A 14,222-nucleotide genomic window follows, 5' to 3' on the forward strand; every position below is an offset into this window, starting at 1 on the left:
CTTCGCTAAAGACCGAGCGGATCGTTTAGGCGATTTTTCGACGATTTGGGGGATATTGATCCGCATGTGCGGGATTGTCGGCATTCTCGGGCGCACGCCGGTTGCAGAGCAATTGGTGGATTCGCTCAAACGTCTTGAATATCGCGGCTACGACTCCGCGGGCGTCGCCACGCTCGAAGGCAAGCATCTCGCGCGCCGCCGCGCCGAGGGCAAGCTGAAGAACCTGGAGAAGCGTCTCGAGGCCGAGCCGCTCAAAGGCACGACCGGCATCGGCCACACCCGCTGGGCCACCCACGGCAAGCCGACCGTCAACAATGCCCATCCGCACGCGACCGAACGCGTTGCCGTGGTCCACAACGGCATCATCGAGAATTTCCGCGAGCTGCGCGAGGAGCTCGAGAAAAAGGGCACGGTGTTCCACACCGAGACCGACACCGAGATCGTGCTGCATCTCGTGGACGATCTGCTCACGCGCGGCAACAAGCCCGTGGAAGCGGTGAAGCTGACGCTGGCGCGGCTGCGCGGCGCCTTCGCGCTCGGCTTCATCTTCGCCGGTGACGACGATCTCATGATCGGCGCCCGCAATGGCCCGCCGCTCGCGATCGGATATGGCGACGGCGAGATGTATCTCGGCTCCGACGCCATCGCGCTCGGCCCCTTCACCGACACGATCAGCTATCTCGAAGACGGCGACTGGGTCGTGCTGACGCGCAAGGGCGCCACGGTCTTCGACAAGGACGGCCACGCCGTCCAGCGCGAGAAGATCAAGCATGCCGCCTCGACCTCGCTGGTCGACAAGGCCAATTACCGCCACTTCATGGCGAAGGAAATTCACGAGCAGCCGGAAGTGGTCGGCCACACGCTGGCGCGCTATGTCGACATGGCAACCGAGCGCGTCTCGCTGCCGGTCAAGCTGCCGTTCGACTTCAAGAGCATCCAGCGCATCAACATCACCGCCTGCGGCACCGCGAGCTATGCCGGCTTCGTCGCGAAATACTGGTTCGAACGCTTTGCGCGCGTGCCGGTCGAGGTCGATGTTGCCTCCGAATTCCGCTACCGCGAGGCGCCCTTGCGCAAGGGCGATCTCGCCATCTTCATCTCGCAGTCGGGCGAGACCGCCGACACGCTGGCCGCGCTGCGCTACGCCAAGGCCGAGGGCGTGCACACGGTGGCCGTCGTCAACGTGCCGACCTCGACGATCGCGCGCGAGAGCGAGACCGTGCTGCAGACGCTGGCCGGCCCCGAGATCGGCGTCGCCTCGACCAAGGCCTTCACCTGCCAGCTCATGGTGCTGGCAAATCTTGCGATCGCGGCCGGCAAGGCCCGCGGCGAATTGTCCGACGAGGACGAGACCAAGCTCGTTCATGGCCTCGTCGAGATCCCGCGCCTGATGTCGGACGCGCTCACCACCGAGCTCCAGATCGAGAAGCTGGCGCGTGAGATCGCCAAATCGCGCGACGTGCTCTATCTCGGCCGCGGCACCAGCTTCCCGCTCGCGCTCGAAGGCGCGCTGAAGCTGAAGGAGATCTCCTATATCCATGCCGAGGGCTATGCCGCCGGCGAGCTGAAGCACGGGCCGATCGCGCTGATCGACGAGACCATGCCGGTCGTCGTCATCGCGCCCTATGACCGCGTGTTCGAAAAGACCGTCTCCAACATGCAGGAGGTTGCCGCCCGCGGCGGCAGGATCATCTTGATGACGGACGCAAAGGGCGCGGAGGAGGCGACCGTCGAGTCCCTCGTCACCATCGTCATGCCCGACATGGCGGCCGCGTTCACGCCGATGGTCTATGCCGTCCCCGTGCAGCTGCTCGCCTATCATACAGCGGTCATCATGGGCACCGACGTCGACCAGCCGCGCAACCTCGCGAAATCGGTGACCGTGGAATAGGCAGAAGGGATCAGGCCGGAGCGCTAGGTAGTCTTCCAAAACCTGCTAGAAGACCCTAGCTTGAGTGCAGCGACCGACCTGGAACCCGAATGACCCCCCGCGACGACGCGCCTGCGCCGCTTGATCCCATCCCGGAACCGCATACCGGCCTGATGGGCCGCTTCCGCAATTATTTTCTGACCGGCCTCGTCGTGACGGGGCCAATTGCCATTACGCTGTATCTGGTCTGGTGGTTCGTCACCTGGGTTGACGGCGTGGTGCGGCCGTTCGTGCCGCTGGCCTACCGGCCCGAAACCTATCTGCCGTATGTCGTTCCAGGTTGGGGACTGATTGTCGCATTCTTCACGCTGACGCTGGTCGGCTTCCTCGCGGCCAACCTGATCGGCCGGACGCTGGTCGATATCGGCGAGACCTTCCTCGGCCGGATTCCGGCGGTGCGCGCCATCTATCGCGGCCTGAAGCAGGTGTTCGAGACGCTGTTCTCGGGCAAGGGCTCGAGCTTCCGCAAAGTCGGCCTGGTCGAGTTTCCGTCGCCGGGCATGTGGTCGATCGTGCTGATCTCGCAGTCGCCGAATGAAGAGGTCGCGCGCAGCCTGCCGGGGCAGGAGGAGCACGTCTCGGTGTTCCTGCCGTGCTCGCCGAACCCGACCACAGGCTTCTTCTTCTACGTGCCCAAGAGCAAGATCGTCGAGGTCGACATGAGCACCGAGGATGCCGCGACGCTGATCATGTCGGCCGGCGTTGTGCAGCCGGGCTCGGCGCCCGACCCGAAGAAGGCCGCCGCGCTCGCGGGCATGGCGAACGCCGCGCGCATTGCCAACGCGTCCGCGCTCCAGCCCCAGCCCGCGAAGGTGGAGTAGGGCCATTCCCGTTTCGGATGGCCGCATTCACGCAAGCACTTTCGTCCTCTGCTAGTCTTCCGGTTGAATTGAGCGCCTCGCTCGGAATTCGACCTGGAGTGCATGATGACGAAGACCATTGCGATTCTCGCGCCCGGCGCCATGGGCAGCGCCGTAGCCCGCCGCCTCGGCGAAAACGGTGCGCGCGTGCTGACGTCGTTGAAGGGGCGTAGCGAGGCGACGCAAAAGCGCGCCGCTGACGCCGGCATGATCGGCGCCGAGGACGACGCGATCGCGGAGGCCGACATCATCCTTTCGATCGTGCCGCCGGGCGAAGCCGTGGCTTTGGCCGAACGCCTGGCGGCGCTGATCGTCCGGCGCGAGAAGAAGCCCATCGTCGTCGACTGCAACGCGGTCAATGTCGATACCGTGCAAAGAATCGAGGAGATCATCGGCTCGGCGCAGGCGCCGTTCGTCGATGGCGGCATCATCGGCTTCCCGCCGCAGCCCGGCGGCAAGAGCCCGGCTTTCTACCTGTCCGGCGAGTACGCTGGGGATCTCGCGGTGCTGAAGGATCTCGGGCTCGACGTGCGGATTGTCGAGGGACCCGTCGGCGCGGCCTCCGCGCTGAAGATGTCCTATGCAGGTATCGTCAAGGGCCTGGCCGGCATCGGCTCGGCCATGGTGGTCGCGGCCACGAAAGCGGGCGCGGCCGATGCGCTGCGCGACGAGCTCGCGCTGAGCCAGCCCGCGGTCCTGGCCCGGCTCGAAGTCGCGCTGCCGGACATGATCCCGAAGGCCTATCGCTGGGTCGCGGAGATGCGGGAGATCTCGGGTTTCCTCGGGCCCGACCATCCGGCGAGCCAGATCTACGAAGGCTTTGCACGCTGGTTCGAGCACCTCGCCGCGGACGCGAATGGCGAAGCGGTGGATGCGGCACTGCTGAAGGCGTTCGCAGCGCGTGTCGCGCAGAAGAAGGCCTGACCGTCCAGTCTGAAGTCACGGCGATGGATCACTCGCCGTGCACTGAAACCGACTCCAGAAAACCCTGGATGTCCCGGTCGCGTCTCAGGCGCACGACCGGGACATCGGGGCCATATTGAAGGCGCTCGGCCTCGATGACGGGCACGCGCTCGGTGTCGTAGCGCCACGCCTCCTTCATCAGTTTCCAGTCGAACTGTTCCGGACATCCCTCGGGCAGATCGGGTCGCGTCGTGTCGCGATCGAACGCGGAGCGCCAGAGAATGCGCCACTGGCAGAGCCAGCGCGGGCGGTCGATGACGACCAGGGTGTCGGCACGCGCAAGCGTGAGATCGAAGGCGAGCCCCGAGAAGCTGCCGTCGATGACCCATGCGTCGCCCGCGATCTCCTCCGCGACGCGTAGACGGAAGCTGGCCTTGTCGGATGGCTTCCATCCCGGCCGCCAGTAGAGCACGTCGAGATGCACCACGGGCAGTCCAAGCTTCCGCCCGAGACTTCGGGAGAGGCTCGTCTTTCCGCTTCCCTGAGAACCGACGACGATGACCCTGCGCATGAGCGCAAGGTTTCATAAAGTCGACCGCGGCGAAAGGGTGAGTCTTCTGAAGCGGCTCTATCCACTTCGTCATTGCGAACGCAGCGAAGCAATCCAGCCTGTCTCCGTGGGAAGATTCTGGATTGCTTCGCTGCGCTCGCAATGACGGGGAGGAGACGCCGCACGCCCCGTCTGCTATGGTTTCTGCGGAGACAGATGGATGCAATCGGAGTTCGAATGAGAGTGCTGGTGATCGGCGCAGGCGCGCTTGGAGGCTATTACGGAGCTCGCCTGGTCCGAGCGGGCGGCGACGTGACCTTTCTGGTGCGAGCGAAGCGTGCCGAGCAATTGCGGCGGAATGGATTGCAGGTCGTGAGCCCGCATGGCGACTTTGCCGTGCAGCCGAAGATCGTCCTGGCTAACGATCTCAAGGAGACGTTCGACGTCGTGCTGGTCGGGGTGAAATCCTACTCGCTCGACGATGCGATGGCCCAGTTTGCCCCGGCCGTTGGCGCCAACACGATGATTCTGCCGATACTCAACGGGTTGAAACATATCGACACCTTGACCGCGAAGTTCGGTGCTGCGCGCGTCCTCGGCGGCCTGGCGAATGTCAGCGCCGGGCTCGACGCGGATGGTCGTGTCGTTCAGTTCATGGCCAATCAGACCATCGTCTTCGGCGAGACCAACGGGGCGCTGAGCGAGCGTGCGCTCGCGCTGGAAACATTGCTCCATGTCCCCGGCATCGACGTGCGCGCCAGCGAAGCGATCATGCAGGACATGTGGGAAAAGTTCGTCCAGCTCAGCACGCTCGCCGGCATCACTTGCCTGATGCGCGCAAGTATCGGCGACATCCTGGCGGTGCCGAACGGCGAGCAGTCCATTTTCCGGCTGTTCGCGGAATGCTGTGCCGTTGCAACGGCGTCGGGTTTTGAGCCACGCGCCCCGTTCATCGAGTTCGACCGGAAACTGTTCACCACCCTGGACTCGCCGCTCAAGGCTTCGATCCTGCGCGATATCGAGCGTGGTTCGGTTACCGAAGCGGAGCATATCCTGGGCGATATGGCCAATCGCGCCCGCACGCTCGGTATCGATACGCCGCTGCTGGATCTGGCCCGCGCGCATGTGGCGGCTTATGAGGTCGGACGCCGAAGAGCAGCAGGCTAACCCGCCCCGATCAGCGGGATCGCCTCGTCCCGCTCGTAGAGATACAGCAGGCACCGTAGCGCCTCGCCGCGCTCGCCCTTCAGCTTCGGATCGTCCTTCAGGATCCGCAGCGCCTCGTCTCTAGCCTGGGTGATGAGCTGGCCGTGCACCTCCGACCGCGCGATGCGGTAGCCCGGCAGGCCGCTCTGGCGCACGCCGAGCACATCGCCTTCGCCGCGCAGCTTCAAATCTTCCTCGGCGATGCGAAAACCGTCGGTGGTCTCGCGGATGACCTTCAGGCGTGCCTTCGACATCTCGCCAAGCGGCTCCGAGTAGAGAAGGAGGCAGGTCGAGGCTTCCGAGCCGCGCCCGATGCGGCCGCGGAGCTGGTGCAACTGGGCCAGTCCGAAACGTTCGGCGTTCTCGATCACCATGATGGTCGCGGCCGGCACGTCGACGCCGACCTCGACGACGGTGGTCGCAACTAGAAGCCCGATCTCATGGGCGGCGAACTGGCCCATCACGCGGTCCTTCTCGGTGCCCTTCATCTGGCCGTGGACGAGGCCGACGCGGTCGCCGAAACGCTTTTGCAAGCTCTCGAAGCGTTTGGTCGCATTGGTCAGGTGCTCGGTGCCTTCGGCCTCGGATTCCTCGACCAGCGGGCAGATCCAGTAGACCAGCTTGCCTGCCTCCAGGGCCCGGCCGATGCTGTCCGTGACCTCATTGAGGCGGCTCATCGATATGGTGCGCGTCTCGATCGGCTGGCGGCCGGCGGGCTTCTCTCGCAACTCGGAGATGTCCATGTCGCCGAAATAGGTCAGCACCAGCGTGCGCGGGATCGGCGTCGCACTCAGCACCAGCACGTCGACGGCGGCGCCCTTCGAGGTCAGCGCGAGGCGCTCGCGCACACCGAAACGATGCTGCTCGTCGACGACGGCCAGGGCGAGATCGTTGAAGATCACGTCGTCCTGGATCAGCGCATGGGTGCCGACGAGGAGATTGATCTCGCCGGCTTCGAGTTGCGCCAACAGCTCGCGCCGTTCCTTGCCTTTCTCGCGGCCGGTGAGGATGGCCACGCGCAGCCCTGCGCGCTCCGCGAGCGGGGCGATGGTCTTGATGTGCTGCCGCGCCAAAATTTCCGTCGGCGCCATCAGCGCGGCCTGCTTGCCGACCTCGGCGACGGCGGCGGCCGCCAGCAGCGCCACCACGGTCTTGCCCGAGCCGACATCGCCCTGAAGCAGGCGCAGCATGCGCACGGGTTGTTTCAGATCCTCGGCGATGGCGGCGGCGGCGTTGCGCTGGGACGGGGTCAGGGCATAGGGCAGGGCTTCGATGATCTTGTTGCGCAAGTGACCGTCGCCGGCGTTGCGGACGCCGGCGGGGCGGCGCAATTGGGCGCGGATCAGGGCCAGCGCGAGCTGGCCGGCCAAGAGCTCGTCGAAGGCGAGGCGCGACCAGTAGGGTTTTTCGGGCAGGATGTCTGTCAGCTCGACCGGCTGGTGCACGCGGCTGAGCGCCTCGGTGACCGTCGGAAAACTGCAGCGGCGCATCACCTCCGGGCTGATCCATTCCGGCAGGGCCGGCAGCTTCTGCAGCGCTTGCGCGACCGCGCGGCGGAGCGAGCCGAGTGCCAGACCGGTGGTCAGCGGATAGACCGGATCGATGCCGGAGAGTTTTGCGATCGCCTCCTCGTCGAGCACGCGGTCGGGATGCACGATCTGCGGGATGCCGTCATACATCTGCAGCGTGCCCGAGACGTAGCGCTTCTCGCCCATCGGCAGCAGCTTTTCGACATAGCCGGGCTTGGCGCGGAAGAAGGTCAGCACGACGTCGCCGGTGTCGTCGCTGGCATAGACGAGATAGGGCGCGCGGGCGTTGCGCGGCGGAGGCGGACGATGGCGATCGACGGTGACCTCCAGCGTCACCATGGTTCCCTGGACGGCGTCGCGGATCTTTGGCCGCGCACGGCGGTCGATGACCTGGCTCGGCAAATGCAGCAGCAGGTCAACCAGGCGCGGCGTCTCATTGCGGCTGAGCAGGTACTGCAGCAGCTTGTCCTGCTTCGGACCGACGCCGGGCAGGCTGGTCACGGGAGCAAACAGCGGATTGAGCAGGCTGGGGCGCATGAGAGCGAATCTAGGATCGTTTCGGCCCGTCATGCCCGGCTTTATGGCGGGCATCCACGGCTTTTTTCGCGGCGCCCACGCGGGCAGCGGGCCATGCCAAATCGAGGGCTGACAGGGGCGGTCCGAGTGGCTATATCACCCCGGCCCGGCACGTCCGGGCTTTCTGCGTTTGACTGGATCTGAGACATGACGGGAACGACACGATCGAGCAACGGGCTGGACGATCGCCGCAAGCGGCTTCTGTTCCGCTGCTGGCACCGCGGCACGCGCGAGATGGACCTGATCCTGGGCCGCTTCGCGGATGCCGAGATCGGCAATCTGTCCGACGACGAGCTGACCGAGCTCGAGACCCTGCTCGAAGAGTCCGATCCCGATCTCTATGCCGCCATCACCGGTGACAAGGTGCTGCCAGCTGATGTCACCGGCGCGCTGTTTGCCCGCATCAAGGCGTTCCCGATTACGGACGGCGATTTATGAAACAGGGGATAAAGTCGCCGGCCGAGCTGCTTACGCCCGGCCGCGCGCTGACGCTTGCCAATGTTGCCGAGGGCGCCGAGGGCCTCGTCATCTCCGATCTCGCCCGCGCCATCGCCGCGCGGCCGAAGAAACCGGCCGTCAGCCTCGCCGTGGTCTGCCGCGACGGCGGGCGAATGCAGCAGCTCGAGCGCGCGCTGCAATTCTTCGCGCCCGATTTGCCGGTGCTGACCTTTCCGGCCTGGGACTGCCAGCCCTATGACCGCGTCTCGCCGCATGGCGGCATCCTGGCGCAGCGCCTGACCACACTGGCGCGGCTTGCGCCGCTGACCGGCAGCGACAAGCCGCTGATCGTGCTGACCACGGTGAACGCAATTGTGCAGCGCGTCCCTGCGCGCGAACTCGTCGCCGCGCAGGCACTGTCGGTTGCGCCGGGCAACGTGGTGCCGATGGACACCATCATCGCCTGGCTCGAGCACAACGGCTACAACCGCTCCTCGACCGTGCGCGAGCCCGGCGAATATGCCGTGCGCGGCGGTATCCTGGATCTGTTTCCGGCCGGCCTCGACCAGCCGGTCCGCTTCGACTTCTTCGGCGACAGCCTGGAATCGATCCGCTCCTTCGACGCCGAGACCCAGCGCACGATGCTCGACATGCGCTCGCTCGACCTCGTGCCGATCTCGGAATTCCAGCTCGTCACCGACACCATCCGCCGTTTCCGCATGGGCTATGTCGCCGAGTTCGGCGCGCCCGAGCGCGACGACGCGCTGTACGAGGCCGTCAGCGAGGGCCGCCGCCATCCCGGCATGGAGCACTGGCTGCCGCTGTTCCAGGACCGGATGGACACGCTGTTCGACTATCTGCAGGGCGCAGCCATAGCGATCGAGCCGCAGGCCGAGGACGCCGTCCGCGAGCGTTTCAAGCAGATCCAGGATTACTACGAAGCCCGCCGCGATGCGATGGAGCATCCCGGCGGCGGTGCCATCTACAAGCCGCTGCCGCCCGACAGGCTCTATCTCACCGACGAGGAATGGACCAGGCGCGAAAGCGAGATGTCGCTGGTGCGGCTGACGCAGTTTTCGGTTCCGGCCGATGGTGCGACGATCGTCGATGCCGGCGCGCGCAAGGGCCGCGACTTCGCACCCGAACGCAATGACGCCACCGTCAACGTGTTCGAGTCCGTCGTCAGCCACGTGATGGCGCTGCATGCCCAGCGCAAGAAGGTCGTGATCGCTCTCTGGAGCGAGGGATCGCGCGACCGCATGACCTCGATGCTGCGCGACCACAAGCTGACCCACACCACCAGCGTCAACGCCTGGCGGACGGTGCAGGCGACCCCGCGCAACGAGACCATGCTCGCCGTGCTCGGCCTCGAAAGCGGCTTCGAGACCGACGAGATCGCGTTGATCAGCGAGCAGGATATTCTGGGCGACCGCCTGGTGCGGCCGCGCAAGGCGAGCCGCAAGCTCGACAATTTCATCTCGGAGGTGACGAGCCTTGCCGCCGGCGACATCGTCGTCCATGCCGACCACGGCATCGGCCGCTTCATCGGCTTGCAAACCCTCGACGTCGCCGGCGCGCCGCATGACTGTCTTGAGCTGCATTACGCCGCCGACGCAAAACTGTTTCTGCCGGTCGAGAACATCGAGCTGTTGTCGCGCTACGGCTCCGACCAGACCACGGTCGAGCTGGATCGTCTGGGCGGAAGCGGCTGGCAGACCCGCAAGGCCAAACTCAAGAACCGCATCCGCGAGATTGCGGGCGAGCTGATCAAGATCGCCGCCGCGCGCCATTTGCACGAGGCGCCAAAGCTGCCGGTGCAGCCGGGCCTTTACGACGAGTTCTGCGCGCGCTTCCCCTACGACGAGACCGAAGACCAGCTCGGCGCCATCGAATCGACCTTGAAGGACCTCGAGCTCGGGCGTCCGATGGACCGGCTGATCTGCGGCGACGTCGGCTTCGGCAAGACCGAGGTGGCCTTGCGCGCGGCTTTTGCCGTCGCGCTCGAAGGCAAGCAGGTCGCGGTCGTGGTGCCGACCACGCTGCTCGCCCGCCAGCACCACAAGACCTTCACCGACCGCTTCAAGGGCTTTCCAGTGAATGTGGCGCAGGCCTCGCGCCTGGTCCCGACCAAAGAGCTGAACCTGGTCAAGAAGGGCATTGCCGACGGCTCGGTCGACATCGTCGTCGGCACCCACGCGCTGCTCGGCAAGGCGATCAAGTTCCGCGATCTCGGCCTCGTCATTGTCGACGAGGAGCAGCATTTTGGCGTCACCCACAAGGAACGGCTGAAGGCGCTTCGCTCCGAGGTGCACGTGCTGACGCTGTCGGCGACGCCGATCCCGCGCACGCTGCAACTGGCGTTGACCGGCGTCCGCGAGCTCTCGATCATCGCATCGCCGCCGGTCGACCGCCTCGCGGTGCGCACCTTCGTCGCCCCGCACGATCCGTTGATGATCCGCGAGGCGCTGCTGCGCGAACGCTATCGCGGCGGCCAGGCGTTCTACGTGGTGCCGCGCATCGACGACCTCGCCGAGGTCAAGGACTTCCTCGACAAGAACGTGCCGGAGATGAAGGTCGCGGTCGCGCACGGCCAGATGCCGCCCGCGGTGATCGAAGACATAATGACCGCCTTCTACGACGGCAAGTTCGACATCCTGCTGTCGACCACCATCGTGGAATCCGGCCTCGACATTCCCAACGCCAACACTCTGATCGTGCACCGTGCCGACATGTTCGGTCTGGCGCAGCTGTATCAGCTCCGCGGCCGCGTCGGCCGCTCCAAGCTGCGGGCCTACGCGCTGTTCACGCTGCCGGCGCAGCAGAAGATCACCGCGCAGGCCGAGCGCCGGCTCACCGTGCTGCAATCGCTGGAGACGCTGGGCGCGGGCTTCCAGCTCGCCTCGCACGACCTCGACATCCGCGGCGCCGGCAACCTGCTCGGCGAGGAGCAGTCCGGCCACATCAAGGAGGTCGGCTTCGAGCTCTACCAGTCGATGCTGGAGGAGGCGATCGTCAACCTCAAGGCCGGCGTGTCCGAGCCCGCCGCCGACCGCTGGTCGCCCTCGATCACCATCGGCATGCCCGTGCTCATTCCGGAAGACTATGTCGGCGACCTCTCGGTGCGGCTGTCGCTGTACCGGCGGCTCGCCGATCTCGACACCGAGGAGGAGATCGAGAACTTTGGCGCGGAGATGCGCGACCGTTTCGGCGTGCTGCCGGACGAGGTGCGCTATCTGTTCAAGGTCGCTGCGATCAAGGCGTTCTGCCGCACGGCCAATGTCGGGAAGATCGACGCCGGCCCGAAGGGCGCGGTCATCGCCTTCCGCGACAATTCGTTCGCCCACCCCGATCGCCTGGTGTCGTTCATCCGCAGCTACGGCCAGGCCGCCAAGGTGCGGCCCGACATGAAGGTGGTGTTCCTGCAAGACTGGGAGACGCCGGAAGAGCGTCTCGCCGGCACCACGGAGATCATGCGGCAGCTTGCACAGCTCGCGCAGAGCAAGAAGGCGGCGTAATTGTTCCGAGCGCCACCGGAGCGGTACTTGGATACAAGACAGCGGCATATGGCCACTTGCGGAATGATCGAACGACAGCCATGTTCGATTCGTCGAGTTCGGCCGACGATTTGGCCTCGCCGCTGATTGCGTGCCCGACTGATAACCTGATTCGTGTGACCCGCGACTGGTTTACCGGCCGCGGGTTTTTTGTACCGCAAAGCGGGGCTGCCCCGCCCATTGAAACTTCTGAGGTCGCGAGCGTGTCTATCAATATCGATTCAGGCCAGGAACACGGTGACGAACACGACGACGTCATGTATCCGCAGGTCCTGCCGTTCATATTGGTCCACGCGGGATGCGTCGCGGCGATCTGGTCGGGCGTCTCGTGGCAAGCCGTTACCATTTGCGCGGTTCTGTACTGGTTGCGAATGTTTGCGATCACCGCCGGCTATCACCGGTATTTCTCGCATCGGGCTTACGCGACCAGCCGGGTGTTTCAGTTCATCCTGGCCTTCCTGGCCCAGAGCAGCGCTCAGAAAAGCGTCCTCTGGTGGGCTGCCAAACATCGCCATCATCATCTTCACTCGGATACGGCGCAGGATGTGCATTCGCCCCGGCACAAGGGCTTCCTCTACAGTCATCTCGGCTGGATCTTCTACCGGCAGCACGATGCAACCGACCTGGTGAAAGTATCGGATCTGGCGTCGTATCCCGAGTTGATGTGGCTGCACAAACTGGAGCTTCTGCCGGCATTCGTGCTCGCGGGCCTCTGCTTCCTCATTGCGGGGTGGTCAGGGCTCGTGGTCGGCTTCCTCTGGAGCACGGTGCTCGTGTATCACGGCACGTTCTGCATCAACTCCCTCGCACATGTTCACGGCCGCAGGCGGTATGTGACCGGCGACGATTCCCGTAACAACTGGCTGCTCGCTCTCGTCACGATGGGTGAGGGGTGGCACAACAATCACCACGCCTATCAGGCCAGTGCTCGACAGGGCTTCCACTGGTACGAGATTGATCTCACCTATTATATCCTGGTGGCCTTGTCCTGGCTCGGGATTGTCCGGGATCTGAAGATGCCGCCCAAGCAGGTCCTGCGCAATGAGCATCGGTTGGGATCACGCGCGATCAAGCAAGCGGCCGAGCAGCTCGCCGCTCGCTTCAATCCTGAACACATCGCACAGGCGATCAAGACGTCGATCCATGAGACCGAATTGTCGGTCCGGGACGCGATCATTCTGTTGCAACAGCGTGCCGATTTGCGTCTGTCCAGCATGCCGACTCGCGACCAGTTGCTGGCCGAAGCGCAGCGCATGTTCGCAAAGACGATGTCGCTGGACGACATCGTCGACCGGGCCCACGAGCTCCTGAACGAGACTGTTGGCTTTCTCCTGGCCACTCCCGCTCTGGCGACCGCCCCGAAATCGAGCACGAATGGCGGCGGTTAGCGTGACGTTCCCCGTACGAGGGGCGCGCACGAGATCAGGGATTGCTGACGCGCGACTACGACGCGGCGCGCGACGCGTCGGCTGAGAGCCGCCCGAGCAGTGACCGCGCCGTATCCGACGGCGACAGCGAGTCCACGCTGACGACGGGATCGCTGCGCATCTCGTGCTTGCCATTGGAGGTGTGCCGCATCACCGCCGACAGGCGGCGGGCGATCATGTGGGCGGTGCGGAAGTCGGTCTCGGCGAACACGACGATGACGGAACCGTCTTTCTGCGCCACGCCAAAATCCATCTGCCGCATCAGGCGGCTCAGGATCCGTGCGGCGTCGAGCTGGGCGCGGGAATTGCCGGGCTCGAAGGCGAAGCGCGCCACGGAGAGGCCGCCGCCGCGGGCAAGAGCCTGCTCGACCGCCTTGGCGAAATCGCGGGCAAAAGCTTCCACCGTAAGCAGGCCGCTGCGCGGATCGAGCCAGCCGCCGGCATCGATCGAACGCAGCGTGCGGCTCAGTTGCGCTTCCATCGCGTGCTGGCGGATCAGCGGCAGCGCGTTGGCGGCGACCTTCGCCGGCTCGCCCGGGATCAGCTCGAGATTGGGCAGGTCGTACGTCTGCGCGAGCTGGTGCGCGGTGACGACCACGGGCAGGCTGCGGAATCGGGTGTCTTCGGCGAGCACCGTGAGGAAGGCGTCGGTGACGCGCGCGGTAAAACCTTCGGCGAGCACGACGCCATCGATATCGCGGGTGTTGAGATGCTTGGCCGCAGCCTCGATCGAGAGCGCGCCGACGACCCCGACGCGTTCGCCGAACGCGACGGAGAGCGCAGGATAGGCCGCGCCGCGGCCGATCAGGAGCACCGTTGCATCGCGTACCGGATCCCCCTCCGGCAACCCGACTTTCGCGTCCGGCAGCCGGCGCAGAACCGTCGCATGGAGAGTGCGTACGCGCAGCGCGGCGCGGAGCCGCGCGACGAGACGGTCGGAATTGCCGCCGCGCGAGGAGAACGGCAGGGCGTTCTGCGGCAGCGTGCCCGCAGCATCGAGTGCCACGAACGGCAGGTAGGGCGATTGGTCCGCGATCTTCCTGGCGAGCGTCGCCAGATGGGGCTCGTGCCCGGCATGCATCGCGGCGAGAACCGCGGCCGGCTGCACCTGCTCGACCGCGCGCGCCGCGCTGGCCCAGTCGGCGTCGACGACGGGAAACAGACGGGCCTCGTCCAGGGCCGCAATGAAAGGCGGCCGCTGGGCGTTGGACACAAACAGGATCGGGCCCGCCTGGGACATCGCAAACTC

Annotated in this window: 10 protein-coding genes; 7 read left to right on the forward strand and 3 right to left on the reverse strand. The window is 65.5% G+C overall.

Features of this window, described 5'->3' with window-relative positions:
• Positions 1-64: 64 nt before the first annotated feature.
• The 3 genes from glmS (at position 65) to AB7290_RS20660 (ending at position 3,714) form a co-directional block, all read left to right on the forward strand.
• Positions 65-1,891, forward strand: coding sequence for a glutamine--fructose-6-phosphate transaminase (isomerizing) (glmS, locus tag AB7290_RS20650; RefSeq protein ID WP_063983209.1), 1,827 nt, complete (start codon positions 65-67; stop codon positions 1,889-1,891).
• Positions 1,892-1,980: 89 nt separating this feature from the next.
• Complete coding sequence (locus AB7290_RS20655; RefSeq protein WP_028147884.1) at positions 1,981-2,751, forward strand: DUF502 domain-containing protein; 771 nt, start codon at positions 1,981-1,983, stop codon at positions 2,749-2,751.
• A 105-nt stretch (positions 2,752-2,856) separates the two neighbouring features.
• Positions 2,857-3,714 carry an NAD(P)-dependent oxidoreductase gene (locus tag AB7290_RS20660; RefSeq protein ID WP_038955477.1) on the forward strand — a complete coding sequence of 286 codons (858 nt, stop codon included), beginning with the start codon at positions 2,857-2,859 and terminating at the stop codon, positions 3,712-3,714.
• Between the two features lie 28 nt (positions 3,715-3,742).
• Here AB7290_RS20660 and AB7290_RS20665 read toward each other — a convergent pair whose 3' ends face one another.
• Entirely contained in the window at positions 3,743-4,264 is a 522-nt protein-coding gene (locus tag AB7290_RS20665) for an AAA family ATPase (protein WP_085404732.1), read from the reverse strand.
• A 216-nt stretch (positions 4,265-4,480) separates the two neighbouring features.
• Here AB7290_RS20665 and panE point away from each other — a divergent pair, with 216 nt between their 5' ends.
• Positions 4,481-5,410, forward strand: a complete 930-nt coding sequence (gene panE / locus AB7290_RS20670) for a 2-dehydropantoate 2-reductase (RefSeq protein ID WP_085404733.1) — start codon at positions 4,481-4,483, stop codon at positions 5,408-5,410.
• Here the strand turns inward: panE and recG are convergent.
• Positions 5,407-7,515, reverse strand: coding sequence for an ATP-dependent DNA helicase RecG (gene recG / locus AB7290_RS20675; RefSeq protein WP_085404734.1), 2,109 nt, complete (start codon positions 7,513-7,515; stop codon positions 5,407-5,409). The two genes, panE and recG, sit on opposite strands and share 4 nt — an antisense overlap.
• Before the next feature lie 186 nt (positions 7,516-7,701).
• On the opposite strand from recG, the gene AB7290_RS20680 reads away from it, so the two are divergent.
• The 3 genes from AB7290_RS20680 to AB7290_RS20690 all read left to right on the forward strand — a co-directional run bounded on the left by AB7290_RS20680 (position 7,702) and on the right by AB7290_RS20690 (position 12,934).
• Positions 7,702-7,992: an FAD assembly factor SdhE gene (locus AB7290_RS20680; protein WP_028147879.1), complete on the forward strand. Its 291-nt coding sequence runs from the start codon at positions 7,702-7,704 to the stop codon at positions 7,990-7,992.
• Complete coding sequence (gene mfd / locus AB7290_RS20685; protein WP_085404735.1) at positions 7,989-11,507, forward strand: transcription-repair coupling factor; 3,519 nt, start codon at positions 7,989-7,991, stop codon at positions 11,505-11,507. Before AB7290_RS20680 ends, mfd begins: the two co-directional genes overlap by 4 nt.
• 296 nt (positions 11,508-11,803) lie before the next feature.
• The gene (locus AB7290_RS20690; RefSeq protein ID WP_085404759.1) at positions 11,804-12,934 is read left to right on the forward strand and encodes an acyl-CoA desaturase; all 1,131 of its coding nucleotides are present in this window, start codon (positions 11,804-11,806) and stop codon (positions 12,932-12,934) included.
• Positions 12,935-12,989: 55 nt separating this feature from the next.
• Here the strand turns inward: AB7290_RS20690 and AB7290_RS20695 are convergent, their stop codons facing one another.
• On the reverse strand, positions 12,990-14,213 hold the full coding sequence (locus AB7290_RS20695) for a hypothetical protein (protein WP_085404736.1): 1,224 nt from the start codon (positions 14,211-14,213) through the stop codon (positions 12,990-12,992).
• Positions 14,214-14,222 lie beyond the last annotated feature (9 nt).

The sequence above is a fragment of the Bradyrhizobium sp. 613_E4_N2_2 genome (genome assembly GCF_052075995.1).
Lineage (GTDB): Bacteria > Pseudomonadota > Alphaproteobacteria > Rhizobiales > Xanthobacteraceae > Bradyrhizobium > Bradyrhizobium barranii.

Bases quoted from the DNA above. Each gene is read 5' to 3' on its own strand.
- glmS (WP_063983209.1), top strand. From the start codon at position 65: ATGTGCGGGATTGTCGGCATTCTCGGGCGCACGCCGGTTGCAGAGCAA.
- AB7290_RS20655 (WP_028147884.1), top strand. From the start codon at position 1,981: ATGACCCCCCGCGACGACGCGCCTGCGCCGCTTGATCCCATCCCGGAA.
- AB7290_RS20660 (WP_038955477.1), top strand. From the start codon at position 2,857: ATGACGAAGACCATTGCGATTCTCGCGCCCGGCGCCATGGGCAGCGCC.
- AB7290_RS20665 (WP_085404732.1), bottom strand. From the start codon at position 4,264: ATGCGCAGGGTCATCGTCGTCGGTTCTCAGGGAAGCGGAAAGACGAGC.
- panE (WP_085404733.1), top strand. From the start codon at position 4,481: ATGAGAGTGCTGGTGATCGGCGCAGGCGCGCTTGGAGGCTATTACGGA.
- recG (WP_085404734.1), bottom strand. From the start codon at position 7,515: ATGCGCCCCAGCCTGCTCAATCCGCTGTTTGCTCCCGTGACCAGCCTG.
- AB7290_RS20680 (WP_028147879.1), top strand. From the start codon at position 7,702: ATGACGGGAACGACACGATCGAGCAACGGGCTGGACGATCGCCGCAAG.
- mfd (WP_085404735.1), top strand. From the start codon at position 7,989: ATGAAACAGGGGATAAAGTCGCCGGCCGAGCTGCTTACGCCCGGCCGC.
- AB7290_RS20690 (WP_085404759.1), top strand. From the start codon at position 11,804: ATGTATCCGCAGGTCCTGCCGTTCATATTGGTCCACGCGGGATGCGTC.
- AB7290_RS20695 (WP_085404736.1), bottom strand. From the start codon at position 14,213: ATGTCCCAGGCGGGCCCGATCCTGTTTGTGTCCAACGCCCAGCGGCCG.